The sequence below is a fragment of the Streptomyces hokutonensis genome (assembly GCF_000376565.1).
Taxonomy (GTDB): Bacteria; Actinomycetota; Actinomycetes; order Streptomycetales; family Streptomycetaceae; genus Streptomyces; species Streptomyces hokutonensis.
The window spans coordinates 150,546-173,276 of record NZ_BARG01000044.1 but is presented as its reverse complement, the minus strand read 5'-3'; the positions used below and the strand labels follow the sequence as shown (position 1 = coordinate 173,276).

25 protein-coding genes are annotated in these 22,731 nt (G+C 68.6%); 23 read left to right on the top strand and 2 right to left on the bottom strand.

Annotation, left to right across the window (positions count from 1 at the left end; genetic code table 11):
- Positions 1-61: 61 nt before the first annotated feature.
- From SSP08S_RS27060 to SSP08S_RS56030, 9 genes are read left to right on the top strand one after another with little or no spacing between them, the layout of a single operon-like run.
- The gene (locus SSP08S_RS27060; protein ID WP_019070773.1) at positions 62-574 is read left to right on the top strand and encodes a P-loop NTPase family protein; all 513 of its coding nucleotides are present in this window, start codon (positions 62-64) and stop codon (positions 572-574) included.
- A 31-nt stretch (positions 575-605) separates the two neighbouring features.
- Positions 606-1,451, top strand: coding sequence for a class I SAM-dependent methyltransferase (locus SSP08S_RS27055; RefSeq protein ID WP_019070772.1), 846 nt, complete (start codon positions 606-608; stop codon positions 1,449-1,451).
- Positions 1,448-2,206, top strand: coding sequence for a phosphotransferase (locus SSP08S_RS27050; RefSeq protein ID WP_019070771.1), 759 nt, complete (start codon positions 1,448-1,450; stop codon positions 2,204-2,206). Before SSP08S_RS27055 ends, SSP08S_RS27050 begins: the two co-directional genes overlap by 4 nt.
- Positions 2,207-2,208: 2 nt before the next feature.
- Positions 2,209-2,865 carry a histidine phosphatase family protein gene (locus SSP08S_RS27045; RefSeq protein WP_019070770.1) on the top strand — a complete coding sequence of 219 codons (657 nt, stop codon included), beginning with the start codon at positions 2,209-2,211 and terminating at the stop codon, positions 2,863-2,865.
- Positions 2,862-3,698 (top strand): phosphotransferase, encoded by an 837-nt coding sequence (locus tag SSP08S_RS27040; RefSeq protein WP_019070769.1) that lies wholly within the window; start codon positions 2,862-2,864, stop codon positions 3,696-3,698. The genes SSP08S_RS27045 and SSP08S_RS27040 overlap by 4 nt, the downstream gene beginning before the upstream one ends.
- Positions 3,699-3,731: 33 nt before the next feature.
- Entirely contained in the window at positions 3,732-4,733 is a 1,002-nt protein-coding gene (locus tag SSP08S_RS27035) for an NAD-dependent epimerase/dehydratase family protein (RefSeq protein ID WP_245607962.1), read from the top strand.
- A 26-nt stretch (positions 4,734-4,759) separates the two neighbouring features.
- Positions 4,760-5,881, top strand: coding sequence for an adenosylhomocysteinase (locus SSP08S_RS27030; protein ID WP_019070767.1), 1,122 nt, complete (start codon positions 4,760-4,762; stop codon positions 5,879-5,881).
- A 5-nt stretch (positions 5,882-5,886) separates the two neighbouring features.
- Complete coding sequence (locus tag SSP08S_RS27025; protein WP_245607961.1) at positions 5,887-6,453, top strand: NUDIX hydrolase; 567 nt, start codon at positions 5,887-5,889, stop codon at positions 6,451-6,453.
- 27 nt (positions 6,454-6,480) lie between these two features.
- A complete protein-coding gene (locus tag SSP08S_RS56030; RefSeq protein WP_051105988.1) occupies positions 6,481-7,287 on the top strand; it encodes a 3-deoxy-manno-octulosonate cytidylyltransferase in 807 nt (268 codons plus the stop codon).
- A gap of 106 nt (positions 7,288-7,393) precedes the next feature.
- Here the strand turns inward: SSP08S_RS56030 and SSP08S_RS27015 are convergent, their stop codons facing one another.
- Positions 7,394-8,125, bottom strand: a complete 732-nt coding sequence (locus tag SSP08S_RS27015; protein ID WP_019070764.1) for a 2'-5' RNA ligase family protein — start codon at positions 8,123-8,125, stop codon at positions 7,394-7,396.
- Positions 8,113-9,519 carry a helix-turn-helix domain-containing protein gene (locus SSP08S_RS63630; protein ID WP_019070763.1) on the bottom strand — a complete coding sequence of 469 codons (1,407 nt, stop codon included), beginning with the start codon at positions 9,517-9,519 and terminating at the stop codon, positions 8,113-8,115. The genes SSP08S_RS27015 and SSP08S_RS63630 overlap by 13 nt, the downstream gene beginning before the upstream one ends.
- A 1,085-nt stretch (positions 9,520-10,604) precedes the next feature.
- Here SSP08S_RS63630 and SSP08S_RS56020 point away from each other — a divergent pair.
- The 14 genes from SSP08S_RS56020 (at position 10,605) to SSP08S_RS26930 (ending at position 22,699) form a co-directional block, all read left to right on the top strand.
- Positions 10,605-11,918, top strand: a complete 1,314-nt coding sequence (locus SSP08S_RS56020) for an ATP-binding protein (RefSeq protein WP_019070761.1) — start codon at positions 10,605-10,607, stop codon at positions 11,916-11,918.
- On the top strand, positions 11,915-12,337 hold the full coding sequence (locus SSP08S_RS26995) for a roadblock/LC7 domain-containing protein (RefSeq protein ID WP_019070760.1): 423 nt from the start codon (positions 11,915-11,917) through the stop codon (positions 12,335-12,337). The genes SSP08S_RS56020 and SSP08S_RS26995 overlap by 4 nt, the downstream gene beginning before the upstream one ends.
- A 41-nt stretch (positions 12,338-12,378) precedes the next feature.
- A complete protein-coding gene (locus tag SSP08S_RS26990) occupies positions 12,379-12,702 on the top strand; it encodes a DUF742 domain-containing protein (RefSeq protein ID WP_245607960.1) in 324 nt (107 codons plus the stop codon).
- A gap of 28 nt (positions 12,703-12,730) precedes the next feature.
- Entirely contained in the window at positions 12,731-13,276 is a 546-nt protein-coding gene (locus SSP08S_RS26985; protein WP_019070758.1) for a GTP-binding protein, read from the top strand.
- Positions 13,273-14,550, top strand: a complete 1,278-nt coding sequence (locus tag SSP08S_RS26980) for a cytochrome P450 family protein (RefSeq protein ID WP_019070757.1) — start codon at positions 13,273-13,275, stop codon at positions 14,548-14,550. The genes SSP08S_RS26985 and SSP08S_RS26980 overlap by 4 nt, the downstream gene beginning before the upstream one ends.
- A 5-nt stretch (positions 14,551-14,555) precedes the next feature.
- Entirely contained in the window at positions 14,556-15,806 is a 1,251-nt protein-coding gene (locus tag SSP08S_RS26975) for a cytochrome P450 family protein (protein WP_019070756.1), read from the top strand.
- Between the two features lie 156 nt (positions 15,807-15,962).
- On the top strand, positions 15,963-16,748 hold the full coding sequence (locus tag SSP08S_RS26970) for an SAM-dependent methyltransferase (protein ID WP_019070755.1): 786 nt from the start codon (positions 15,963-15,965) through the stop codon (positions 16,746-16,748).
- Between the two features lie 149 nt (positions 16,749-16,897).
- The gene (locus SSP08S_RS26965) at positions 16,898-17,395 is read left to right on the top strand and encodes a GntR family transcriptional regulator (protein WP_019070754.1); all 498 of its coding nucleotides are present in this window, start codon (positions 16,898-16,900) and stop codon (positions 17,393-17,395) included.
- A gap of 96 nt (positions 17,396-17,491) precedes the next feature.
- The gene (locus SSP08S_RS26960; protein ID WP_019070753.1) at positions 17,492-18,391 is read left to right on the top strand and encodes a hypothetical protein; all 900 of its coding nucleotides are present in this window, start codon (positions 17,492-17,494) and stop codon (positions 18,389-18,391) included.
- A gap of 77 nt (positions 18,392-18,468) precedes the next feature.
- Entirely contained in the window at positions 18,469-19,200 is a 732-nt protein-coding gene (locus SSP08S_RS26955) for a hypothetical protein (RefSeq protein WP_019070752.1), read from the top strand.
- Between the two features lie 222 nt (positions 19,201-19,422).
- Positions 19,423-20,106: a hypothetical protein gene (locus SSP08S_RS26945; protein ID WP_051105994.1), complete on the top strand. Its 684-nt coding sequence runs from the start codon at positions 19,423-19,425 to the stop codon at positions 20,104-20,106.
- Between the two features lie 384 nt (positions 20,107-20,490).
- Positions 20,491-20,979, top strand: a complete 489-nt coding sequence (locus SSP08S_RS56015; RefSeq protein WP_019070749.1) for a class I SAM-dependent methyltransferase — start codon at positions 20,491-20,493, stop codon at positions 20,977-20,979.
- Positions 20,980-21,344: 365 nt separating this feature from the next.
- Positions 21,345-22,238, top strand: coding sequence for a phosphotransferase (locus SSP08S_RS26935; protein WP_019070748.1), 894 nt, complete (start codon positions 21,345-21,347; stop codon positions 22,236-22,238).
- Positions 22,235-22,699 (top strand): NUDIX domain-containing protein, encoded by a 465-nt coding sequence (locus SSP08S_RS26930; protein ID WP_019070747.1) that lies wholly within the window; start codon positions 22,235-22,237, stop codon positions 22,697-22,699. Before SSP08S_RS26935 ends, SSP08S_RS26930 begins: the two co-directional genes overlap by 4 nt.
- Positions 22,700-22,731 lie beyond the last annotated feature (32 nt).

Sequence of the window (22,731 nt, the reverse complement as noted above, 5' to 3'; positions counted from 1 at the left end):
TCCGAATGCGTTCTGGCGGCCGGCCCGCTCGGGCGCCCGAGCGACTCTAGGCTGGAGCACCATGGAGAAGGTCGCAATCGTCGGCTGCGGAGGCAGCGGCAAGTCCTATCTGGCCCGAGCGCTGGGGAAGATCCTCGACGCCCCGGTGACGCACCTGGACGCCGCGTTCTACGACGACGAATGGACCCCGCTACCCATGGAGAAGTTCACCGAGCTGCAGCGGGAGCTGGTCGCGCAGCCGCGGTGGGTGATCGACGGCAACTACAACTCGACGCTCCAGACCCGGCTCGAAGCCTGCGACACCGTGGTGCTTATGGACGTGTCCACGATCTCCGCGCTGTACGGGATCTTCTCGCGGCAGCTGAGGCACGGGGCCGGGCACAAGGGCAACGGGGTGCACAACCGCATTCACTGGGGTGTGATCCAGTACGTGGCGACGTACCGCCGCAAGATGCGCCCGCGGGTCATGGCCAAGATCGAGGAGTTCGCCTCCGGCCGGGCCGACGTGGTGTTGCTGGCCAACCGGCGCCAGACGCGCCGCTGGCTGGAGACGGTGGCCGCCGAGCACCGCTGAGCCGTCCGCGCCCTTGGCGGGAGGGTCCGGCATGAGCGTCATCAATCCGTTCCTCGACCCCGAACGGCAGACGGAGCTGTACGGCGACGCGTCCCGGCTCGCCGGCCGGTCCAACGCTCTGATGCGGGCCAAGACCGCGGGCCGGCCCGTTCCGGACACGATCGTCGAGCTGGTGCGGGCCCATCACGTGCGCGCCGGCCGTCTCGGTGTGGCCCTGGACATCGGCTGCGGTCGTGGCACGAGCAGCGCGGTGCTGGCCACGTTGCTGCGCCCTCAGCGGGTCGTCGGTCTCGACGCGGCCCCGGCCCTGATCGGGCAGGCCCGCGAGCGGACCCGCCATCTGCCGGGCGGGCAGGTGAGCTTCCTCCAGGGCGACTTCCATCACCTGCCCCTGCCCACCGCCTCGTGCGACCTGGCGGTGGCCGCGTTCTGCCTCTACCACTCCTCGCGCCCGGAAACGGTGATCGCGGAGATCAACCGGGTCCTCGCCCCCGGCGGGCTGGCCGTGCTGGTCACCAAGAGCCTCGACAGCTACCGGGAGCTGGACCAGCTGGTCACCGCCGCGGGCCTCGACCCTCGCGCCGAGCGACACGAGAGCCTGTACGTCTCGGCGCACAGCGGGAACCTCGCCGCGCTAGCCTCCACGTCGCTCGACGTAGTAAGCGTTGAGAACGAGGAGCACGTCTTCACCTTCGACAGCCTCGACCACGTCGCCGAGTACGTGGCCACCAACCCGAAGTACGACCTCGCCCCGGGCCTGTACGGCCAGCCGGACGCCCTGGCTGCCGTGCTGCACGAGTTCGTGCCGGACCGGCCGCTGACGACCGGGTCCGTCATCACGTTCGTCGTGGCCCGCCCTCGGGAGGCCCGGGCATGACGAAGGAGCAGTTCACCAAGTTCTACGCGACGCCCGCTCAGGTCGGCGCGGCCGTCCGCCACCACTGGTGGCTCACCGAACACGCGCGCCCAATGCGGCTGCCGGCGTTCGTGGTGATCGGGACGGGCAGCCTGACCTACCGGCGGATCGAGGGCCGCTCGGTTCAGCCGGACGACCTGCCCGCGCTGGCCACGCTGCTCGGCCATGCCCACGGAAGTGCCTGGGAGAGCGATTTGCACGCCGCCGACCTGGCCGTACCGCACCGCTTCGAGGACGGCACCGCCTTCGCCGACTACCTCACTCCCCGCCGGACCGCCCTCCAACGCCGCCTGGAGCAGGGCTACTTGCCCAACAAGGCCGCTCTGCACGCGGTGTTGGCGCTGTTGGAGAAGACTGCGGAGGGGCCTACCGCCTTCTACAAGGACAGCAACCCCCGCAACTTTCTCATCACGCCGGCCGGGGACGTCGTCACTGTCGACACCGACGACCTCACCCTCGCGCCGATGGCGTACGACCTCGCGAAGCTGATTGCCACGCTGCTGCTGACCTACGGGCCGCTCCCCGAACTGGCTGTCGGCGCAGCCCTGGACGCCTACAACGAGGCCGCCGGACACCACGACACCCGTCTGGGGGTCACGGACCGCCACCGCCTCGACGACTTCCTCGCCCTGCACGCCGTCCTGACCGCCCCCTACATCGGGCGTCACGGCTACAGCTACGGCTGGCCCCCCGCCTACCCCCGACTCCGAGGTTGAGCATGATCGCCACCGAACTCGTCTTCGTCCGCCACGGCGAGGCCCAGTGCAACGCCGACGGCCTAGTCGGAGGACCTCGGAGCTGCACCGGACTGACCAACCGCGGCTACGCCCAGGTGGCACAGGTCACCCGCCGGCTCGCCGACGAACACCGCGACAGGTCGTTCGACGCGCTGTACGCCGGACCGCGCCTGCGCCTGCGCCAGACCGGCGAGATCATCAGCCAGGCCCTCCGGATCCCGCTCACCACGGACACCCGGCTCGACGGCCCTGTCCACGGCGACGCCGACGGCCGACCTTGGGCCGAGGTGAAGACCGCCGCCAACGGCGGCCCCCACGCCCACCCCGACACGCCCTGGGCGCTGGGCTCCGACACCTGGAACGGCTACCTGGAACGGGCCGGCGCCCACCTGGCACAGCTCATCGACGAACACGAGGGCGACCGCGTCCTGTTCGCCGCGCACGGCGAGACCGTGATCGCCGCCCACACCCTGCTCCTGGGCCTCCCGCCCGGCTCCCCGGCGGGCTTCACCATCACCCACGCCTCCATCACCTGCTGGCAGCACCACCGCAACCGCCTCGACCAGAGGCGGTGGATCCTCGACCGGCACAACGACACCTCCCACCAGGCCCTCCCGGCGCAGGAGGCTGCCTCGTGATCACGGCCCCCGCCGATCCGCGCCTGGAACTGGCCCGCGACCGGGTTGGCGCCGTCCGCGTCATACCGGACCCATCCCTTCCGCCCCACCTGCTCCAGCTTGCCGACGGCACGGGACGTAGATACTTCGCCAAGCAGCACACCGGCAGGACCCGGTACCTCCAGGAGGTCCACGCCTACCGCACCTGGGCGCCGCACCTGACCGGGCACGTGCCCAAGCTGGTCGGCAGCCACGACACCACACGCACGCTGCTGGTGACCGCGCTGTCCGGCACGTCGGCCGACACCGTCGCCCCGGGATCGTCCGAGGAGGAACTGGCCCACTACGAGGCGGGCCGCATCCTGCGCCTGCTCCACCAGGCCACCCTCATCCCGCGCTCCGGAGCCATCGGCCCCGACCTGGCGAACCGTCTCGCCCGCTGGATCCAGCGGGCCGATGAGGCCGGCCTCATTTCCGCTGTCGAGCGTCTCCTGCTGTCCGCCCACCGGGACATCCTGGCGGGCACGCTCATGGACAGTACGGCCTGTCACCTCGACTACCAGCCGCGGAACTGGAACATCGGCGAGTTCTTCGGCATGTACGACCTGGAACACATGCGGCGCGATGCCCGCATCCGTGATTTCGCCCGTCTCGAATTCCGCCGCTGGCAGGCGGCTCCCCAACTTAGGGACGCGTTCTACTCCGGTTATGGCCGCCGTCCCAACGACACCGAGCAGCGCCTTCTCGAATCCTTCGGTGCCATCGAGGCGGTCACCGCTCTCGTCCGCGGATACGAGCAGCAGGATCTCGCCCTCACCGCCCACGGCCGCACCGTCTTGGCCCGGCTGAGCTGAACCGCCGACCCCACCGCTTCTGGAGACCTCACCGTGACACAGCAGTTGAGCCCTCAACACCCCCAACTTCCGCGCCGTGCCGTCGTGACCGGCGCCGCCGGTTTCATCGGCTCCCACCTCGCCCACGCCCTCGTCCAGGCCGGGACCACGGTCATCGGCGTCGACCGCCGTGACCCGGCCGCCGACCCGACTGCCGCAGCCAACCTTGCCCCTCTGCGGTCGCTGCCCGGGTACATGAACGTCACGGCCGATCTGATCGGCTGTGCGATTGATCCCCTTCTCGTCGATGCGGACGCCGTCTTCCACCTCGCCGGCATCCCTGGCGTCCGTCCTTCCTGGGGAGCGCAGTTCGGCGAGTACGTTGCCTCCAACATCGTGGCCACCAAGCGCTTGCTGGACGCCGCCCTCCGCTTGCGCGTTCCCCGCCTGGTCGTCGCCTCCTCCTCTAGCGTGTACGGCTCCACCGACGGCGGACCGAGCGTCGAGACCGACCAGCCGCGGCCTGCCTCGCCGTACGCCGTCACCAAGCTCGCCGAGGAACAGCTCTGCCTCGCCCACGCCGCGCAACCGCACTGCCCCACCACCGTCGTCGCACTGCGCTACTTCACCGTGTACGGCCCCCGCCAGCGCACCGACATGTTCACCCACCGCGCTCTGCTGGCCGCCCTGACCGGCCAGCCCCTACGCCTGTACGGCGACGGTCACCAGCGCCGGGACTTCACCTACATCGACGACGCGGTCGCCGCCACCATCGCTGCGGCCACCGCACCCCACGCAAACGGGGTGATCAACGTAGGGGGAGGAGCGAACGCCTCCCTCCTCGAAGTGATCCACATCGCCAACAGCCTCGTCGGCCGCGACATCGAGATGCTTCAGGACGGCCCCCGCCACGGTGACGTCCTCACCACCCGCGCTCACCCCGGTCGCGCCCACGAGGTTCTGGGCTGGCAGCCACAGGTCGACCTCCACAGCGGCATGCGCGCCCACATGCAGACCCTCACCGCCGCGCCCACTGTGCGCGCGCAGGCCGCCTAACAAGCGGGAATTCAGAAGGAGTTGCTGTGGAGAGCCCCGAGCGAGCACGACTCGACACCTTCTTCCGGCGCATCACCGAGCAATTCCCCGCCGCCGGCCCGATCACCTCACTGATCATCACGCACCTGCTCTCCGAACGCCCGGCATTTCTGCGCGCCATGGCCGCGACCTCGACCATCGGTGCCGTCCTGCCCAAGCCCAAGTCCATCAACCAGCGAACCCTGGACACGGTCCGGGATCTCTACCCCGTCCACGAACTCAGCCGGGACCTGTTCGCCGACCCCACCCGTGCGCTGGAGTACGTCGAGGAGACCGCGGGCGGCCAGGACATCGTCCTGGCGGACATCGGCGGCTACTTCGCACCCAGCCTCGCCACGGTGGTCGAGAAGTTCTCCGGCCGTGTCCTGGGCGTCGTGGAGGACACGGAGAATGGCCACCAGCGCTACGCCGGACTCGACCAGCTCAGATGCCCCGTTATCTCGGTAGCCCGCTCACCCCTCAAAGACTGCGAAGACCACCTGGTCGGCCAGTCCATCGTCTTCTCCACCGACGCTCTGGTCCGCGCCCGCGGAGACATTTTGACCAGCCGCAACGCCTGCGTCCTGGGCTTCGGCAAGGTCGGCCGCGCCATCGCGCAGACCCTCCGCGCCCACGACCTGCGGGTCACGGTCTACGACAGGGACCCCATCCGGCGCGTGCAGGCGCACTCGCACGGCTTCCGTACGACCACGACCACCACCGAGGCGGTCAGGGACGCCGAACTCGTCCTGTGCGCCACCGGGAATCTCGCCCTGCGCCAGCACGACTTCGCCGCCCTGCGCAACGGCGCCTACCTCGCATCGGTGACCTCCTCGGAAGACGAGCTGGAACTCGCGCCCCTCCACGACCTCTACCAGCGCGTACCGGTGGGTGATCAGCTGACGCGCTACGAGATCACCGGTCACTACTTCTACGTGCTCGCCGACGGCGGCGCCGTCAACTTCGTCCACGGAGCGGCCGTCGGCACCTACATCCACCTCGTCCAGGCCGAGATCCTCGCCGCCACCGCCGCCCTCAGCCACGGACTCTTCGAGCCCGGCCTGCACACCATGCCCACCACCGACCGCCAGGCCATCGCCGGGATCTGGCTCGACCACTTCGAAAGGTGACCCTCGTGCCGCCGTCCCCCGACCGCATCCGCGCGACCGCCGAGGCGTATCTCGTCCGCAACGCGGGCGAACAGCAGCTGCTCGCCCCGCTGTTCACCGCTCTGGCCGGCCCGCAGGACCCCGCGCACCGCAAGACGTTCCCCGCTCACGTCACGTGCAGCGCCATCGTCCTCGACGCCGCCGACCGCGTGCTGCACATCCATCACAACGCCACCGGCAAGTACCTCGCGCCGGGCGGCCACATCGAACCGGGCGACCAGGACCTCCTCCACGCCGCCCTCCGCGAACTCTTCGAGGAAGCCGGCCTCCCCGACCACGCGGTCGCCCCGCTCCCCGGGTTCGAGACGGTTCCCCTCGACATCGACGTGCACGACATCGACGCCAACCCCGCCAAAGAGGAACCGGCGCACCAGCACATCGACTTCCGATTCGCCTTCCGGCTCACAGCGCAGCACACGGTGACACTCCAGACCGAAGAGGTCAGCGGCTACGACTGGCGGCCGTTTGAGGAGACCGCGTCACCGACCGTCCGCGCCAAGCTCGCGCTCCTTCAACGTCCCGCACGTTCCTGAAACGCCAACCAACCGGGGGTATTTGCCATGTCCGCCGCCTCACCAGCACAACCACGCACCGTACGCCGCCACATCGCGGTCATCCCCTGCCGGTGGGGCGCCTCACGCTTCCCCGGAAAACCCTTGGCCCTGCTCGGGGACAAACCTCTGCTGTGGCACGTGCACCAGCGATGCTTGGAGGCCACGCGTCTCGACGGCGTGGTGGTCGCGACCGACGACGCACGCATCGAGGCCGTCTGCCGCCGCCTGGGCATCGAGTCCATGCGCACCCGGGAACATCTCACCGGCACCGACCGCGTCGCGGAGTGCGCCGAGCGTGTGTCCGCCGACGGCTACATCAACGTCCAGGGCGACGAGCCATTCATCTCGCCGGCCGCGATCGACGCCGTCTCCGACGCTCTGCACCACCTCACCACCGGCAACCTCGCGGTGAACGCCTATACGGAACTGGTCGACGCCGCTGCCGTGCTCGACCACAACGTCGTCAAAACCGTGGTGGGAACGAGCGGCAGCGCCTTGATGTTCTCGCGCCAGCCGATCCCCTACCCGCGAGGGACCCGCCCCACATACCTGCGCCAACTCGGCCTCTACGGCTTCACGGGTGAGGCTCTCCGGCAATTCCAACAGCTCCCTCAGGGGCCCTTGGAGAAGGCTGAGGGCGTGGAGATGCTGCGTTTCATCGAGAACGGGTACGGCGTTCGGATGCTTCCCGTCACGGACGAGGGCGTAGCCGTTGACACTCCCGAGGATCTCGCAAGGGCCTTCAAAATCCTGCGTAGCCGAGCGATCGCTGCCGGAACCCGCGGTTGCCCCGCCTCGGGCGGCCTGCAGTGACTTCACTCGCCTGCACCCCCGGTTTGACGTCTATCTCCTGATCAGTGGCGGGGCCACGCTGTCCGTCGCCTCATCGACCATGGACTCGTGCACAAATTCGTGCAGATCAGGCGAGTCCCACGCCATCGGCGCGTGGCAGCCGAACGGTCTGGACGACGCGCCACTTGTAGGAAGCACACTCACGTCGCATTTCAACAAGATCGATGCGATCGACCAGCAGGTCTATGGGTGGCAACGATCGGAGGGGCTTCACAGCTGCATGGACGGGGCCGGCCGGACCCGCTGTGTGGCAGTAGCCAATCCCAATGTGCGGTCTGAGCCTGCTGGTGCTCTTCATGGGGGGTAGGCCGCATCCGGCCGACGTCTCGACCAGGAGCTGGTGGAGAGAAATGACTGGAGTCCAGGGAGCAACGCTGTAGCGCAGGGCTCCGCGGGATCCGGTCAGGGGCAGGGCCGACAGCTTGAACGTGTGCGGCGCACTGGCCTGAACAGCCTCGGCGATATACCTGAGTTGGTCCTCATCGACTTCATCAGTGCGACCAATGCGACCGAGCGTGAGGTGGAAGTCCCCCACGCCGATCAGATCGAACACTCCGAGATCGCGGACGAAGTGCTGACTGCGCAGAGCGTGGGCGACGAAGGTGTGGTCGTCGGGGATGGTGATCAGCCAGTAGTAGGCCCGGGTCTCCGCAGTCCATCCCGGGCGCTGCCAGTGGTCTTGCATCTGGACCAGCTCATCGAAAGCCTGCCACTCGTGGGCAACGATGACCGCGGGATCATCGAGGTCCGGAGGAGGCGTGGCGGGGAACGCGTCCGGGTGCGATATCAGCGGAGCCATTCCGTTGGCGACGTCCTTCCTGAGGCATCTCCTGATGCGGACATCGTGACAGATTCGGTCAACTGTCGTACGCGAGGGGTATCTGACCACGCCCGCAGGGCCTCGCCGTACTCGCGTACGGCCGCAGTCTCCTTCCAGCTCTTGGCACTGCGGTGCAGGGCGTGGGCACGCTGGACGACTGAAAGGATCAGGGGGCCTTGCTGTGCGTCGTCCAGGACCTGACACCCCAGGAGCATGGCCTGCTCGACATCCGTACTACGGCCGGAGACGAGGACGGTTGCGACGTCGAGTGCCACAAGGGAGCGGGTCCAATCCGATTCGGAGGTGGCGACGTGTCCGCTGATCTCGTTCTCGTAGCGCAGGACGTCAGCGGTGTCACCGAGGGCGACATGGCCGGTGATCGCGTTTGCCAGAGTGCGGGGAAGACCGTAGGGCTCCAGAGAAATACATGGAGTGAGAGCGGAGCTGACGTCGTGTCGGGCGGTGAGGTCTTCGGCCGCCAAGATCGCTTTGAGCGTGCCAGGACGGTCGCCTTGGCGGGCGAGTGCGCGGGCAAGTCCGTTGACTTGTAAGCGGATCGCCTGCGGATGGTCGGGAGCAAGGTCGATACCCGCGCTGGCCCAGCGAACTGCGTCCGTGAGGTTTCCTCGGTAGTAAGCCGACAGCGACAGCGTGCCGTGGGCCCACATCACTGTTTCCAGATCGCCGATGTCCACCGCCATGGCCACTGCTTCAGTGCAGTAGGCCGTGGTCAGGTTGTGGCGTCCGGCGTTGACGGCCATATAACCCAGGACCGCCGAGGTGCGTGAGGCGATCCGGAATAGCTCGGTACGGTGGGAAGGCGGCTGGTGCCCTTGCAACAGTTTGTGCAGACGGGAGCGGAGCCGGCGTGTCTCGGCCGCGAGCTGGAAGGGGCCCGTGGGGCCGTCAGACTCGTACTCCTCGATGATGCGCAGCAGTACGTCGCTCGATGCCTGAAGGGCGGCCAACGCAGTATTGGATGCCAGCAGGACGTCAAGAGTCGATGTGATGTCTACGGGACTGTCCCAGAGTGGCTCGACGGCGACCGTGTCGACTACGGCACCCTCAAGCAGGGTGTGGCGTTTCGTGCTGTCTTGGCTCTCTCCTTCCCCCTGGGCGCTCTGTCTGCGCCGCGCACGGGCGGCTGCCGCCTCCCGCTGTAAGCATTCGGTGGATGTGCCACAGGCCATCGCGATGTACACAAGCGTGTGGTTTGTCGGGATGGTTCTGGAGTTCTCGTAGCGGGTGATCTCACGTCGGGTCACGGTTTCCCGGCCCGAGGCAGCGTTGATCGCGTCGGCCTGCTGCTCTTGCGTCCGGCCTGCTCCCTTCCGGAGCTGGATCAGCAGTTCCGCGAACGGGTCTGTTGCCATGAGCGTGACCTTGTCCTCGTGTGTGTGCCAATCATGGCTGCAACTTCCCTCTTCCGTTTCCCCCTTGACAGATTTTTTCCCCCTCCGAATTCCCCTGGTGAGGCGCCCCGGCTCGCGAGACGGTCACTGTGTGACCACGATCCGTACAGGGCTTCCTTCGGAGCGACCCGATCGATATGGCTTCGCCCGCCGGGGCAGTCCCGCGCCTTCGTCCTCCGGTCATGTGAAATCACTCCACTCGGAAGGACTTCCGCTTCCATGCTCCGGCTCCTGATCCAACCGCCGCCCGTCCACTCCGCACGACTGGCCCGCTAACCAGTCGCAGGGACGGGCGCTGTCCCTCTGCCGGCTTCGTCCCGCCCGGTTCTTGGGCCTACCGACGCTGGAAGGACGGGCCCAAGTCCGTGCTCCCGCCACGTGTGAGGGAGATCCGGTTCTCCCTTCCAGCGGTCCGGCGAGTGCTGCTGATCCCTCCTGTGCCACACCATCCGTACGCCCGGACCGTCCGGGCCTTCCCCGAAACGAAAACATGACTCGCGCCCGCATCAAGGACTTCGGGCCTGTCGCAGACCCGCACATCGCCGCGATGGTCAGCCGGGACAGCGGTGTCTCACTGCCGAGCCGGAAGATGCACGTAGCAGTGGCATCGAACCCCACGCTGGCCAGCGTGCTCCCGGCCGCCTGTCTGGCCTCGTTACCTGTCGAGGTCTCGGTCGGCGACCTGTTCGACACCTTGGTTCTGCCCGAACCGCAGGCTCGGCAGGTCCTCGCTCGTCTCGCTCATCACCGTCCCCATCCCGTGGGTGCAGTCCTTGCCCGCCCTGGTGAGTGGGTGCTGTTCCTCCCGCCCGGGTCGGGCTTCGAGACGTACTGGCCGACGCCGGCGGTTCACAGGGACAGCGGCACGCTTCAGGTGCCGCCGGTACTGGCCCCGGCCGACGGGCACCTGCGGTGGGTCCGCCTCGGCAACGCCGGGCGCGCGCCGGCCGGGCCTTCACCGCGCCGATGATGCTGCATCCCGTACTGCCGCTGCTGCGCGTCGCCGAGTGTCCCGTCCCCGACTCCCGTACGTCCGTGAGGATCTGATGACGTCCCTGATACAGAACGCGCTGCTCTGGGCGCCGTCTGCCGGTCTCGGTGCCGCGAGTTTGGCCGCGCTGCACTACCGGGGCAAGGCCAAACGCGCTGAGGCCGACATCGAGGGTGCCGAGATTGACATCGAGCGGCAGTTGGCCGAGCGGGACGAGGAAGCCTGGCACCTGGCCAAAGCCAGGATTCCGGGGCTGGTGTACGCCCTCCAGAACGGTACCGGCACCCTCGCCTCCTCCGCCGGGCTGATGTTGCACCCGCACCTGGCCGGGACCGAGACCGGCAGGGCGTATCAGGCGATCCTGGAGCAGCTCGATGCCGCGCTCACGGAGGCCGCCGCTCGGGCCGAGGCGTCCGCCCGCGCCGCCGTACATGCTGCCACCAGCTCGGTTCAGCCACTGGTCTACGAGATACAGACCGCGATCACCGACCTGCTGAACGCAGAGCACGACGAGAAGGTCCTGGCGCGGGTCCAGCCGATCGACCACGCGGCGAGCCAGCTGGCCCGGCGCCTGCAGATCCTCGCGGTGATCATCGACAAGTGGCCGGGCCGTCAGCGTGAGGACGTGCCGATGCTGGACGCGGTCCGGGGAGGCGTGTCACGAATCCGCGACTACTCCAGAGTGCGGGTTCCCAGGGAAATCCCCTATCACCTGTCCAGCCGGTTCGTGGAACCGGTGGTGCTCGCGGTGGCGGAACTGCTGGACAACGCCGCCCGGCACAGCGCACCGAACACACCGGTCGAGGTGACCTTCGTAGATGCCCACCAGGGCATCAGCATCGAGATCCACGACGCCGGGTCCGGCATGACGGCCGAAGTCCGCGAAGAAGCAGCCCGGCGTCTGTCCGGAGATCACCCCGTCAGGCTCACGGAGCTGCGCACACCGCCCGCCTTTGGCCATCTGGGCGTGGGAGCGCTCGCCCATCGGTACGGCTTCCGCGTGTTTCTCGACCATGCGCACTCGGTCCACGGCGGAATCCGGGTCGTGGTGCATCTGCCCCGCACCATGCTCGCCGCTCCGCCGACCGACGCCTCCGAGCCCGGTACGACTCAGCCGGCACAGGCGGCTTCCCCGGCCGCCGACGACAACCAGCCCGTCTCCAACGGCGGATACCAGGTGACGCCCGACGGACTCGCGGCCCGCGGCCCGCGGCGCGGGGGGCCCCGCCACAGGGCTCCGGAACTGGTCGCGTCGGAACCCCCGCCCCCGGGTTCCGGCCGCGGGCTCGCCGCGTTCGCGCAGGGCACCCAGTCCGTGCACAACCCCACCACCGAAACCCCCACCGCTCCCGAGGAGCCGACGCGATGAACGCCTACCCGGAGTCGAAGCAACGCCCCGACCTGAGCTGGATCCTCGATGAACTCGTGAAGGTCCCCCATGCCCGGCACGCCGTCCTGCTGTCCGCCGACGGGCTCGCGATGTCGGCCTCGGACGGCGTCGGCCGGGTGCTCGCCGAAAGGATCGCGGCGACCACGACCGGGCTCCAGTCCCTCAGCCGCAACGGCGCCGAATTCGTCAGCGACCTGGACACTCCCTGGCAACAGACGATGGTCCAGTACCGGGACGGGTACCTGTTCGTCATCGCCGCCGGCAACGGCTCGTTCCTGGTGGCCTCGGCCGGTACGGCAGTGGAGATCGACCACTTCTCTTACACCATGGCCGACATCGTCAAACGCCTGAGTGACGCGCTGGCGGTCGATCCGCGACCGTCCGCCGAGCAGGGATGACGTCCGCAGGGCACGGCGGTGACCCGCTGGTACGGACATACGTGGTCACCGGTGGCCGTGCCACGGCCAGCCGCAACACGTTTGACTTCGTCACCCTCGTTGCCCTGTCTCCCTATTCCCCTCAGCCCGGCCGGGCCCAGCTCAATCACGAGCAGAACGCGATCCTCGACCTGCTCGCCCGCAGTGCCCAGTCGGTCGCCGAACTCGGCGCCCTCCTGAACCTGCCCATATGCGTAGTCCGCATCCTGCTCGCGGACCTCATGGAAACCGGACACATCACGACCGCGGGGCGCATCCACGAAGCCGCCGAAGCCCCCGACCGAACGCTGCTGGAGGCTGTCCTTGAAGGGCTGCACAAGCTCTGAACCCGCGCCGGTCCTGCGCGGGACCGAGGTGACCACGAAGATCCTCGTCGCCGGTCACCTCTCGGCCGGGAAGACCACGCTGATCGGCAGCGTGTCCCAGATCCGGCCCGTCACGACCGAGGAAACCATGACGAGCGCAGGTGCGGACGTCGACCGCACGGACCTGCCCGGCAAGACGAAGACCACGGTGGCCATGGACTTCGGCCGCCTGCACCTGAATGACAACCTCGTCCTCTATCTGTTCGGTGCACCAGGGCAGCCCCGCTTCTTCCCCATCCTCCAGGACCTGGCCCACGGTGCGCTCGGCGTGCTCCTCCTGGCCGACACTCGTCGCCTCGACGACACCTATCCCATCCTCGAACTCATTGAGGACCTCGGCCTGCCCTACGCGGTGGCCATCAACCGGTTCGACGGCGCTCCCGAGCCGACCGCGGACCGGCTGCGCGAGGTGATGCGCCTGGAGGCCACGACCCCGGTCGTGACCTGCGACGCCCGCGACCGAAGCAGCTGCCGCGACGCGCTGATCGCACTCATCACACACCTCCTCACCCTGACGCCGGAGCCCAGCCGATGACCACCCGTCCCCAGCCCGGAGTCCCGCAGTGCCCGGTGTCCGCGCCGGCCCCGCCGCCCGACAGGCCGCTGCCCATCTTCGGCCCCACCTTCAGCGCCGACCCCCACGCCACCTACGCCCGCCTGCGCGCACAGGCCCCGGTCGCTCCGGTCGAGATCCACCACGGTGTCTACGGATACCTGGCCGTCACCCACTGGTCCGTCAGCTACCTCGTGCGCAACAACCCGGACCTGTTCGCAAAGGACCCGGCACACTGGAGGGCACTCCAGCTCGGCCAGGTCCCGGCCAACAGTCCAGCCCTCATGATGATGGGGCCGCGCGACAACGCCCTGTGGAAGGACGGCGCCGAACACCTCCGGCTGCGCCACGCCATCACCAGTGCCCTCGACCGGGTCGACACATTCGCGCTGGGCGACTCCGTCGCCCAGATCGCCGACCAACTGCTCGACGCCATCGCCGCGGCGGGGCACGCGGATCTCATGGCCCAGTACGCGGGCCCGCTGCCGATGCTGACCGTGATCGGCATGTTCGACTGCCCACCCGCCCTCGGCGAACGCATCATCCACGCGGTCAGCCGTGTCTTCGACGCCGGCGACGACGCGGCCCAGGCCAACGCGGACCTTGAAGCGGCCTGCCTGGAACTCACCCGCCGCAAGCGCGCCCGCCCCGGCTCGGACGTCATCAGCTACCTGATCCAAGGCGGCCTCACCGACGAGGAGATGGTGCAGACCCTCCTTCTCCTGTTCGGCGCAGCCGCTCCCCCCACGACCGAATACATCGGCAGCGCCCTGCTCGACATCATCACCGACCCGCAGTTCGCCGGCAGCGTCCACACCGGCGTCCGCCCCGTGGAAGCCGCCCTCGAAGCGGTGCTGTGGAAGAACCCGCCCGTCGCCAACTACTCCCCCCTGTACGCGCGCGGCCCCCAGCTGATCCAGGGCGTCCTCGTCCAGCCCGGCTACCCGATTCTCTGCTCGTTCGCCGCCGCCAACAACGACCCGGACCTCTTCGTCGGCACCTCGCCCAGCAGCTTCGCGGGCAACCGCGGCCACCACGCCTTCTCCGCCGGCGCCCACGGCTGCCCGGCCCCGGGCATCGCACGGATCATCGGCCAGACCGCCGTCGAACGCGCCCTCGACCGCCTGCCCAAACTCGCTCTCACCATCAACCGGTCCGACGTGCCCACCCTGCCCGGACCGTTCCTGGCCGGGCCCACGTCACTGCCCGCCCAGTTCCAGCCAGACACGACCCGACCCGCCCTGTACGGAAGGTGACCGCCATGACCACCGCCCAGACCCCCGCCACCGGATGCCCCTACCGCCTCGACACCACCGGCTCGGACATCCACGGCGAAGCCGCCGCCCTGCGCGCTCTCGGCCCGGCCACCCGCGTCCTGCTCCCCGACAACATCCCCGCCTGGTCGGTCACCGACCCCGACCTCATCCGCCGCCTGCTCCTGCACCCCGACATCTCCAAGGACGCCCACCAGCACTGGCCCGCCTACATCAACGGGCAGATACCCGACACGTGGGTGTTCCGCCCGTGGGTCGACGTCATCAACGCCCTGACCGCGTACGGGAGCGAGCACACCCGGCTGCGCCGCCCCCTGGCCGCCGCCTTCAGCCCGCGCCGGGTGAAGGTACTGATCCCGCAGGTCGACGCCATCACGCACGCCCTCCTCGACGACCTCCAGACCGCCGGCCCGGACGAGGTCGTGGACCTGCGCGCCCGCTTCGCCTGGCGTCTGCCGCTGCTGGTCGCCAACATCATGCTCGGCGCCCCCGAAGAGCTGCACGACCCCTTCCGCGACGCGATTGGCTTGCTCTTCGCCACCAATCTGACTCCCGACGCGGCGAAGGCCGCCCCTGGCCGCGTCTACGAGCTCATCGCCAAGCTGATCGACCACAAGCGCCGCACCCCTGGTGAGGACGTCACCTCCGGGCTCATCACTGCGCACGACGAGGGCAGCCTGACGGAGCAGGAGTTGGCGGACAGCCTCCTGCTCCTGATCGGCGCGGGACACGAAACGACGGTCAACCTGCTGGACAACGGCATCGTCAGCCTCATCACCCACCCTGAACAGCTCGCCCTCGCTACCACCGGCGAGATCTCATGGGCCCTGGTCGTCGAGGAGATCCTGCGTCACCAAGCGCCCATCGCGACGATCCCCGCGCGTTTCGCCGTCCGCGAGGTCGTCGACCGGCCGACCGGTCTAGTTTTCGCCCAGGGCGACGTCATCGTCATCAACTACGCGGCGGCCGGCCGCGATCCGCAGCACCACGACAATGCTGACGCCTTCGACGTGACCCGCGAACGCCCCCGCGACCACCTCGCCTTCGGCTACGCAACCCACCTCTGCGTGGGCTCCGAACTCGCCCGCACGGAGGGCCGGATTGCCCTAGCGGCCCTCTTCGCGCGCTTCCCCAACCTTCGGCTCGCCACCGACCCCGGCAGCCTCCAGCCCTTGACGAGCTTCGTCTCCAACGGCCACCAGCGCCTGCCCGTCGTCCTCGGCCGCGCCGCCGCCTGAACCGACAGACCCCCGTCGTGGTGTCCGCCGACGGCGGCGGACACCACGACGGGCCCCGCGCCACCCCGGTTCCCGCCTCCGGGAACCGGCCCCTCCACACCCCCGCGGCTTGCGTCCGGTCACCGGCCGGACCGCAGCACACCCCCGGAGAACCTCTTGCCCGACATCATCGACTCCTCCGTCGCCAACTCGGCACGCGTCTGGAACTACTGGGCGGGCGGCAAGGACTACTACGACGTGGACCAAGAGGCGGGCGACGCCTATCTTGCGATCGCCCCCCAGGTCGCGACGATGGCCCGTGAGTCCCGCGAGTACCTGGTCCGCGCGGTCACGGCGCTCACCCGTGAGCTGGGCATCCGGCAGTTTTTGGACATCGGCACCGGCCTGCCCTCAGGCAACAACACCCACGAGGTCGCCCAACGCATCGCGCCGGAAGCCCGGATCGTGTACGTCGACAACGACCCGCAGGTCCTGGCCCATGCGCGGGCCCTCCTCTACAGCACGACACCCCAGGGCGTCACCGACTACATCGACGCGGATCTCCACGAGCCCGAGAAGATCCTCCACACGGCGCGCGGCATCCTGGACTTCGAGCAGCCCATCGCCCTGATGCTCATGGGGATCCTCGGGCACATCCAGGACTACGACGAAGCCACGTCCATCGCCCGCTATCTTCAGGCCGCCCTACCCTCCGGCAGCTATTTCGTGCACTACGACGGCGTCGACACCGACGCCGATCTCCGGGACGCCCAACAGGGCTACGACGACACCGGAGCCATTCCCTACGTCCTGCGCAATCCGGAGCAACTCGCCGCGTTCTACGAGGGTTTGGACGTGCTGCTCCCCGGCATCGTCTCCTGCCCCCTGTGGCGCCCCGACCCCGATCCCACCACCTCCCCGAAGCCCACGAACATCCACGGCGGCATCGCCCTCAAGCGCTAGCACGCCGAACCTCGTTCATCGCCACGCTGCCTCCGACGGCACTTCGCCGCAGAAGGGCAGATCCGGCCGTACGGCACGCGCGCCGTACGCCGCTGACCTTGGCCAGGTCACCGTGTCCATCCGTCCTGTCGGGCCACCAAAGGAATCCCGTGTCCACCGATGCCGATTCGGCCGGCCTCCGCCTGAGCGAGGTCAGCGGCCTCGATCCGAAAGCTGCCAGCCAGGCTGAGGGGGTGTACCGCAGGCTGAGCGAGTCCATCCTCGACGGCGAGATACCGCCCGGCGCCATCCTCAACAGCGCCGTCATCGCGACGGGATACAAGACCGGCGGCGAGGTCGTCCACGCCGTACTCAAGGGCCTCGCCCTGGCCGGCCTCACCAGCGAGCATGGGCGATCCGTACACGTCGCAGCCTCATTGGATCGTCCTTCTGGGGGCAGGGCCTCACCCAGGAAGCCGCCCGAGAGGCCCGCGGGCTGGGCGCAGTACTACCCGGCGTTCGGCGAGAACAAGACGTTGACCCAGTGGGTCGCTGATCGGCGATGCCGAGTGGACCTCATCCGTCTCCACCAGCGGATTCACACCGACCGCTGGGACGTCGAAAAGGCCATCACCACTCCTTCGGCCGGGAACCGCCGCTCCCGATGAGCACGGTCGGCGCGGCCTGCACCCGGACGGCCGCGCTCGCCGTAGGGCCACTCCTGACCCGTTCATCCCACTGCTGCCCCAGAACACGGAGACCACATGAAGCCTGACGTGCTCGTAGTCGCGTCCTGGAACATCCAGAAAAACGGACAAGCCCCGGTCGATGGCCGGAACCACTCTCCCAGTCCGACCGAGATCCTCGCGCAGTACAAGCCGCACATCGTCCACCGGCAGGAACTGTCGGGAGCGGGCGCCAACGGCAAACGCGCCCTGTACGCGGAGGCGCACGCGCTCGGCGGCCTGATCCCGTTCATGGGCGACGAAATCGAAGGGCGCAGCAAGAATCCTACGGGGGTGATGGTCGACCCCGGCCTGTTCGACATCGTCGCCCACACCACCGACGACCTGCCCTGGAAACAGATCTGCCACGTCCAGATCCGCCGCAAGGGCAGTCACAGAACACTGCACCTCGCCTCGGCCCACCTGACCCATTTCGATCCCGACCTGCGGGCCACCGAAGCCCGCCGGCTCACCACCTATGCCGACCACGGCAACACTGTCCTGATCGGCATGGACGCCAACAGCTACCCCCACCGCACCGCCGACGAGATCTCTGACCCGATCGACTGGGACATGGTCGAGGACCGCGTGCACTTCCAGCACCGCACCATCGAGCGCGACGGCCGACGGGTCTCCGACACCCGCCCCAGCGAGATCCTCACCGGCGGCGCGCGGCCCGTCTACACCGACCTCGCCCACCACGCCGCCACCGTCCTGGGCCGTCGCCAGGCCCTGACCCCCACCTCCAGCCTCCAACGAACCGACCAAGGCCCCCTGCGGCGCATCGACTGGCAGCTCAGCACCCCGGACCTGGCATCGGCTCTGATCGACTTCGAGGTCATCGCCACCGGCGACGTGCCGCGGTGGACTGATCACGCCATCACCATCAGCTGCTACGACCTCGACCGAGTCGATCGCCAACTGGGCAGGGCCGCGTAGCCCGACCCGCGCGTCAGGCCGTCCTGCCAGACACGCTCTAAGCCGATGAAGAGACAGAAGGGGCACGGTACGGTCCGATGTCCGATCCACTCGCACCCCACCACCCGCACAATCACGATGGTGCCGAAGCCGCTGGCCCTGCGTGCCTGCGCCGTCGGCTCGATGAGGCGTTCGAAGGCGCCGACTTCACTGCACGCGTCGACACCGGCCTCGCCCCCGCTCTCGTTTCCGCAACGCTGTACACGGGCAGCAAGATGCCCTTCGCCTCGCCTGAGGAGGCTGCGGCCTGGCTGGAGAAGGAGGCCGTTGATGCGAGTGCGCGCCTCGACGACATGGACAACATCGTCATCGACCTGCGCACCGCCTCCGCTGTCGAGCTTCTGATCAGCGTGCTGCTGGGGCCTCACATCCGTGCCCAGACCACGGCCACTGGCTTGCACAAGGTGCTGGCCGATCACGGACTGGAACACACCGTCCACGTACTCGTCGACAGCATCGTCGTAATTCTGAGGGACAGCGCCGAACAGGGCACTGCGACCACGCTCGCTGGCCTGCTCGGTGCTCCGCACCTCGACGCCGGACTCGACCTCAACCTTGACGGCGACCTGCGCCGCTTCGCCGACCATCTCGCCTTGCTCATCACGGGTGCCGTCGGCTCCCTCGTACTGGCCGGGGCTGTCCCTGGGTGCGCACACGAACCCGACCAGGTGACTCTGGGCCTCACGCTCGACCAGGCCCGCCTCCTGACCCTCCGCCTCGGACTCACTCGGGTCCCGGACGCAGACCCGTCGAGTAGCGCCAGCCAATGAGATGAACGGTAGGACCAGCCGACTGGTCGACCGCATCACTCCGGTTATCTGGCTGTTCGCCATGGACCCGCGGTGCCGTTTCGGCTCGCTCATGCGCATGGCCCTCGCCGCGTAGTGCAGGACCATGCACGCCCTTTCCATTCTTTCGACCAGAAGGAAACACCAGCAGTGCCCGTCACACACCAAATCACCTCGGAGCAGAGACCGTTCATACCGCTGCCGGTGCAGCGCGAGGCCGATGTGATGACCCGCAGGACCGCGGTCTCTCCGGTGATCACCCATGATGGCGAGGCTGCCATCCGCCTCACCCACGTCAACGGCCGTCTGCGGATCGAGACCGTCTTCCGACGTAGCAGCAGAGGATGGAAGCGGTCCGACTACCAGTTGTTCCAGGACGGCGAACGACGCCTCGCCACGGCAACGTGGGAGGAGTACGACGCACTCCTGGAGCGTCTGTCCTCTGACGCGTCCCAGCCGGCAGTACTTCCCGTCCTGACCCCGCTCAGCGAACAGGACGCGCTCCCGATGGAGATCCTCCAAAACCTGGAGCAGTGCGAGAGGCGGTTGGCCGGACGGGAGGACATTGCCGTCTGCGTCGGACGTGATGACAAGGGGCGGTACGTGATCGCCATCTCTTCCTCGAAGGCGGCCCTGCACCTGGCCTTCGAGACCCAGCGCCGCAGCGGGAGGAAAGGCGTCTGCGTCGCCAGCACCAACTCAGTCCGCGTGGTCACCGCAGAGGGGAAAGACCTCACCGAGGAGGTCCAGGGCAAACTGGCCAAAGCGCTCACCCGGCTCATGGCTGAGCCTCCCGGCACCAGCACGGCCGAAGCCGGAACCGGCGGCGCGCAGGGACCGCAGGGCGGCGGACCCTCGGATCGCAAGGGCACCATCCTGCGGCTGTAAGCCCACGGGATGATCGGAACCGATGATGGCGGCGATCAGTCTCGATACGGCCCACACGGCACGTTCCACCTCCCGCGTTCTTCTGTTACCGGCGCTGCCCGCCTTGTCCGCCATCCACGGACTCCCGGTTGCCGCGCCGCCGGCACGGCACGGGCCAGTCTTGCCCACTCCACGGCTGAAGGTTTCCTTGGCGGAATTGTCCACGCACGCCACAACTACGCGCCCCGTCCGCGCAGTTCCGGCTGCTGGAGCATGCGGTGCGGCCGTTCACACGGCTGTACTCACCGGCGCCGACAGTCCTTGCGCCGCAACAACTTCGGGACCGCAACACGATGGACAGCACTCACCTAGAGGCCCCAACTTTCCGCGCTGGGAGGCATGTTGATGGAGCAGCTCCACAATTGGGGCCCCGAGGATCCACGTAGCGCAGGCAATTCCCCGGAGTCGATCAACACAGACGCCTGGACTGCCTACGGCCACCACCACATCCAGCGCCTCACCCCGCTCACGGAGGTGGAGCAGATCGGCTGGGGCCCTTCCTATACCGGGCCGGGCGACGCGATCCTCGGTGTCCTCGAAGCCCGGCGAGTGCTAAATCTGGGCTGCGGTCCCGCCCGCCACGCCGCCCATCTCGCCCGCGACCTCAGCGCGGTGGTGGACGCCGTCGACTCCTCACCCACGCAGATCCAGCGTGCCCGCTCCCGTTACGGCGATCTACCCGGGCTGCGGCTGGTCGTGGCGGATGCCGCCAAGTATCTCAGCACCGCCGTGCCGTACGACCTGATCTATGCCGTCAACGCCGTCGCGTTTCGTGGCTTGGGGGTGCCGGTCCTCGGCGATTCGGCCACGACCGGGACCCCCGTGGGCCGCTGAATTCGGGGTGCGCGATGCCCGCGCCCCGTAACTGTGGGGTGGGGACGCGACTCAAACACGCGCGTTCGAAAGCGGCGGTCGGCTCGTTGTCCCGGTCATCATCAGTCATCCCCAACCTGGCCTGCCCGCCGCCCTGTTGGCGATTGATACCGGTGGCCGTCGTCCGTGCTGGCACCGGTACACGCTCGTTCGTTCGCACCGTCGATCGCAGGAGGAATCATGCGCCCCACCCCCGTTTTCACCCATCGTGTCCCTGGACGGCCCGAGGCCGCGCGCGCGGCTGCTCGTTCCCGTGTGCCGGTCGGTGCCTGTGTTGCCGTGTCGCCCCTCGCGGATATGTCACGTCCGACACCGAGGTGGGGGGCATGAGCGTCGGCCATCCGATCCCGCCCGCTCTCCGGGAATGGGCCCAGGGCGTCGCCGGCCCGGTACGGTCCGCACGCAATTTCTCCCACGACCGCCCCGACTCCCGTGTGTGGGAGCTGACTTGTGATACCGGTCGGGTCTTCGCGAAGCTGTCCCCGAACCCGGCGTTCTTCGGCCGGGAGACCCGCGCCCTGCGCGAAGTGGCACCCGGTCTTCAACCAGGCACCGTCCCCTTACTTCGGGGAGCCGACCCGCTTCAGCAGGCGCTGCTCCTCTCCCCGGTCGCGGGCTGCCCGGTGAAGTCGCTGTCCCTCACCTCCGCCGAGCAGTGCGCCCTGCACCGGCAGGCCGGCAGTTGGCTGCGGCGCTTCCACGGCGGAGAGGGCGATCTCTGCGTCCAGGACCGCTTGGACGCCGCCGCCGAGATCGCCCGCGCCGCTGCTGGCGCCGACAAGCACCTGGAACGGGCCGGTGACCTGATCAGCCCCGTCGAACAGCGGACCGTTCGTCGGCATGCCGCCGCGCTCGAACACGTCGGAGCGCTCCCCGCCGGATACATCCACGGAGACTTCCAGGCCCGCAACTGGCTGCTGGACACGGACCGGCGGAGCAGTGTGTTCGGGGCTGTGGACCTGGAGCGCGCCCGCCCGCACGCCGTGGTCGCCGATGTCGTCCCCCTCGCCTGCGGCCCCTGGGCCGGGCATCCCGTTCTGGGGGAGGCGTTCTGGACCGGGTACGGCCGGGAGCTCACCGGCGAGGAGGAGCGGGCGCTGCGCTGCCTGTCTGCGCTGGATGCGGCGAGCGCCATTTCCTGGGGCGTGCCCAACGAGGACCGCGAGATCGTCGAGCGCGGGCGGGCGACGCTGGCCCGGCTGGAGGTGCAGCCCGCGTGAGTGATCCGTATCTGAGTCCGTCGAACGTGATGGTGCTACTGGTGCGCGGCGACGGGCGCATCCTGGCGGTGCGGCACAACGCGACGTCGAAGACCAGCGCGAACCAGGTCACCGTGGTCGGCGGAAAACTCGAAGCCGGCGAGTTCCTCGACGAGGGTGCCCTGCGTGAACTGGCCGAGGAGACCGGGATCCGTGTCGCCGCCGACGACCTGGAGTTCGGGCAGGTGGTGCACTACCTCGACGGCGACGGTGTGCGGGTGATCGGGGTCGTGTTCGTTGCGTACCGGTGGCAGGGAGAGCCGCACAACGCCGAGCCCCGCAAGCACGACCAGATCCTGTGGGTCGATCCCGCAGATCCGCCCGCCGACTGCCACCCCTACACCCGGCAGGTTCTGGAGAATTTCCGCGCCGGCCGGCGGTTCGGCACCATCACCGTCCCCGCGAGCGGGGGTGGCTCGTGAACCGCAATCTCGTCCCCGCCCAGAACACCCCG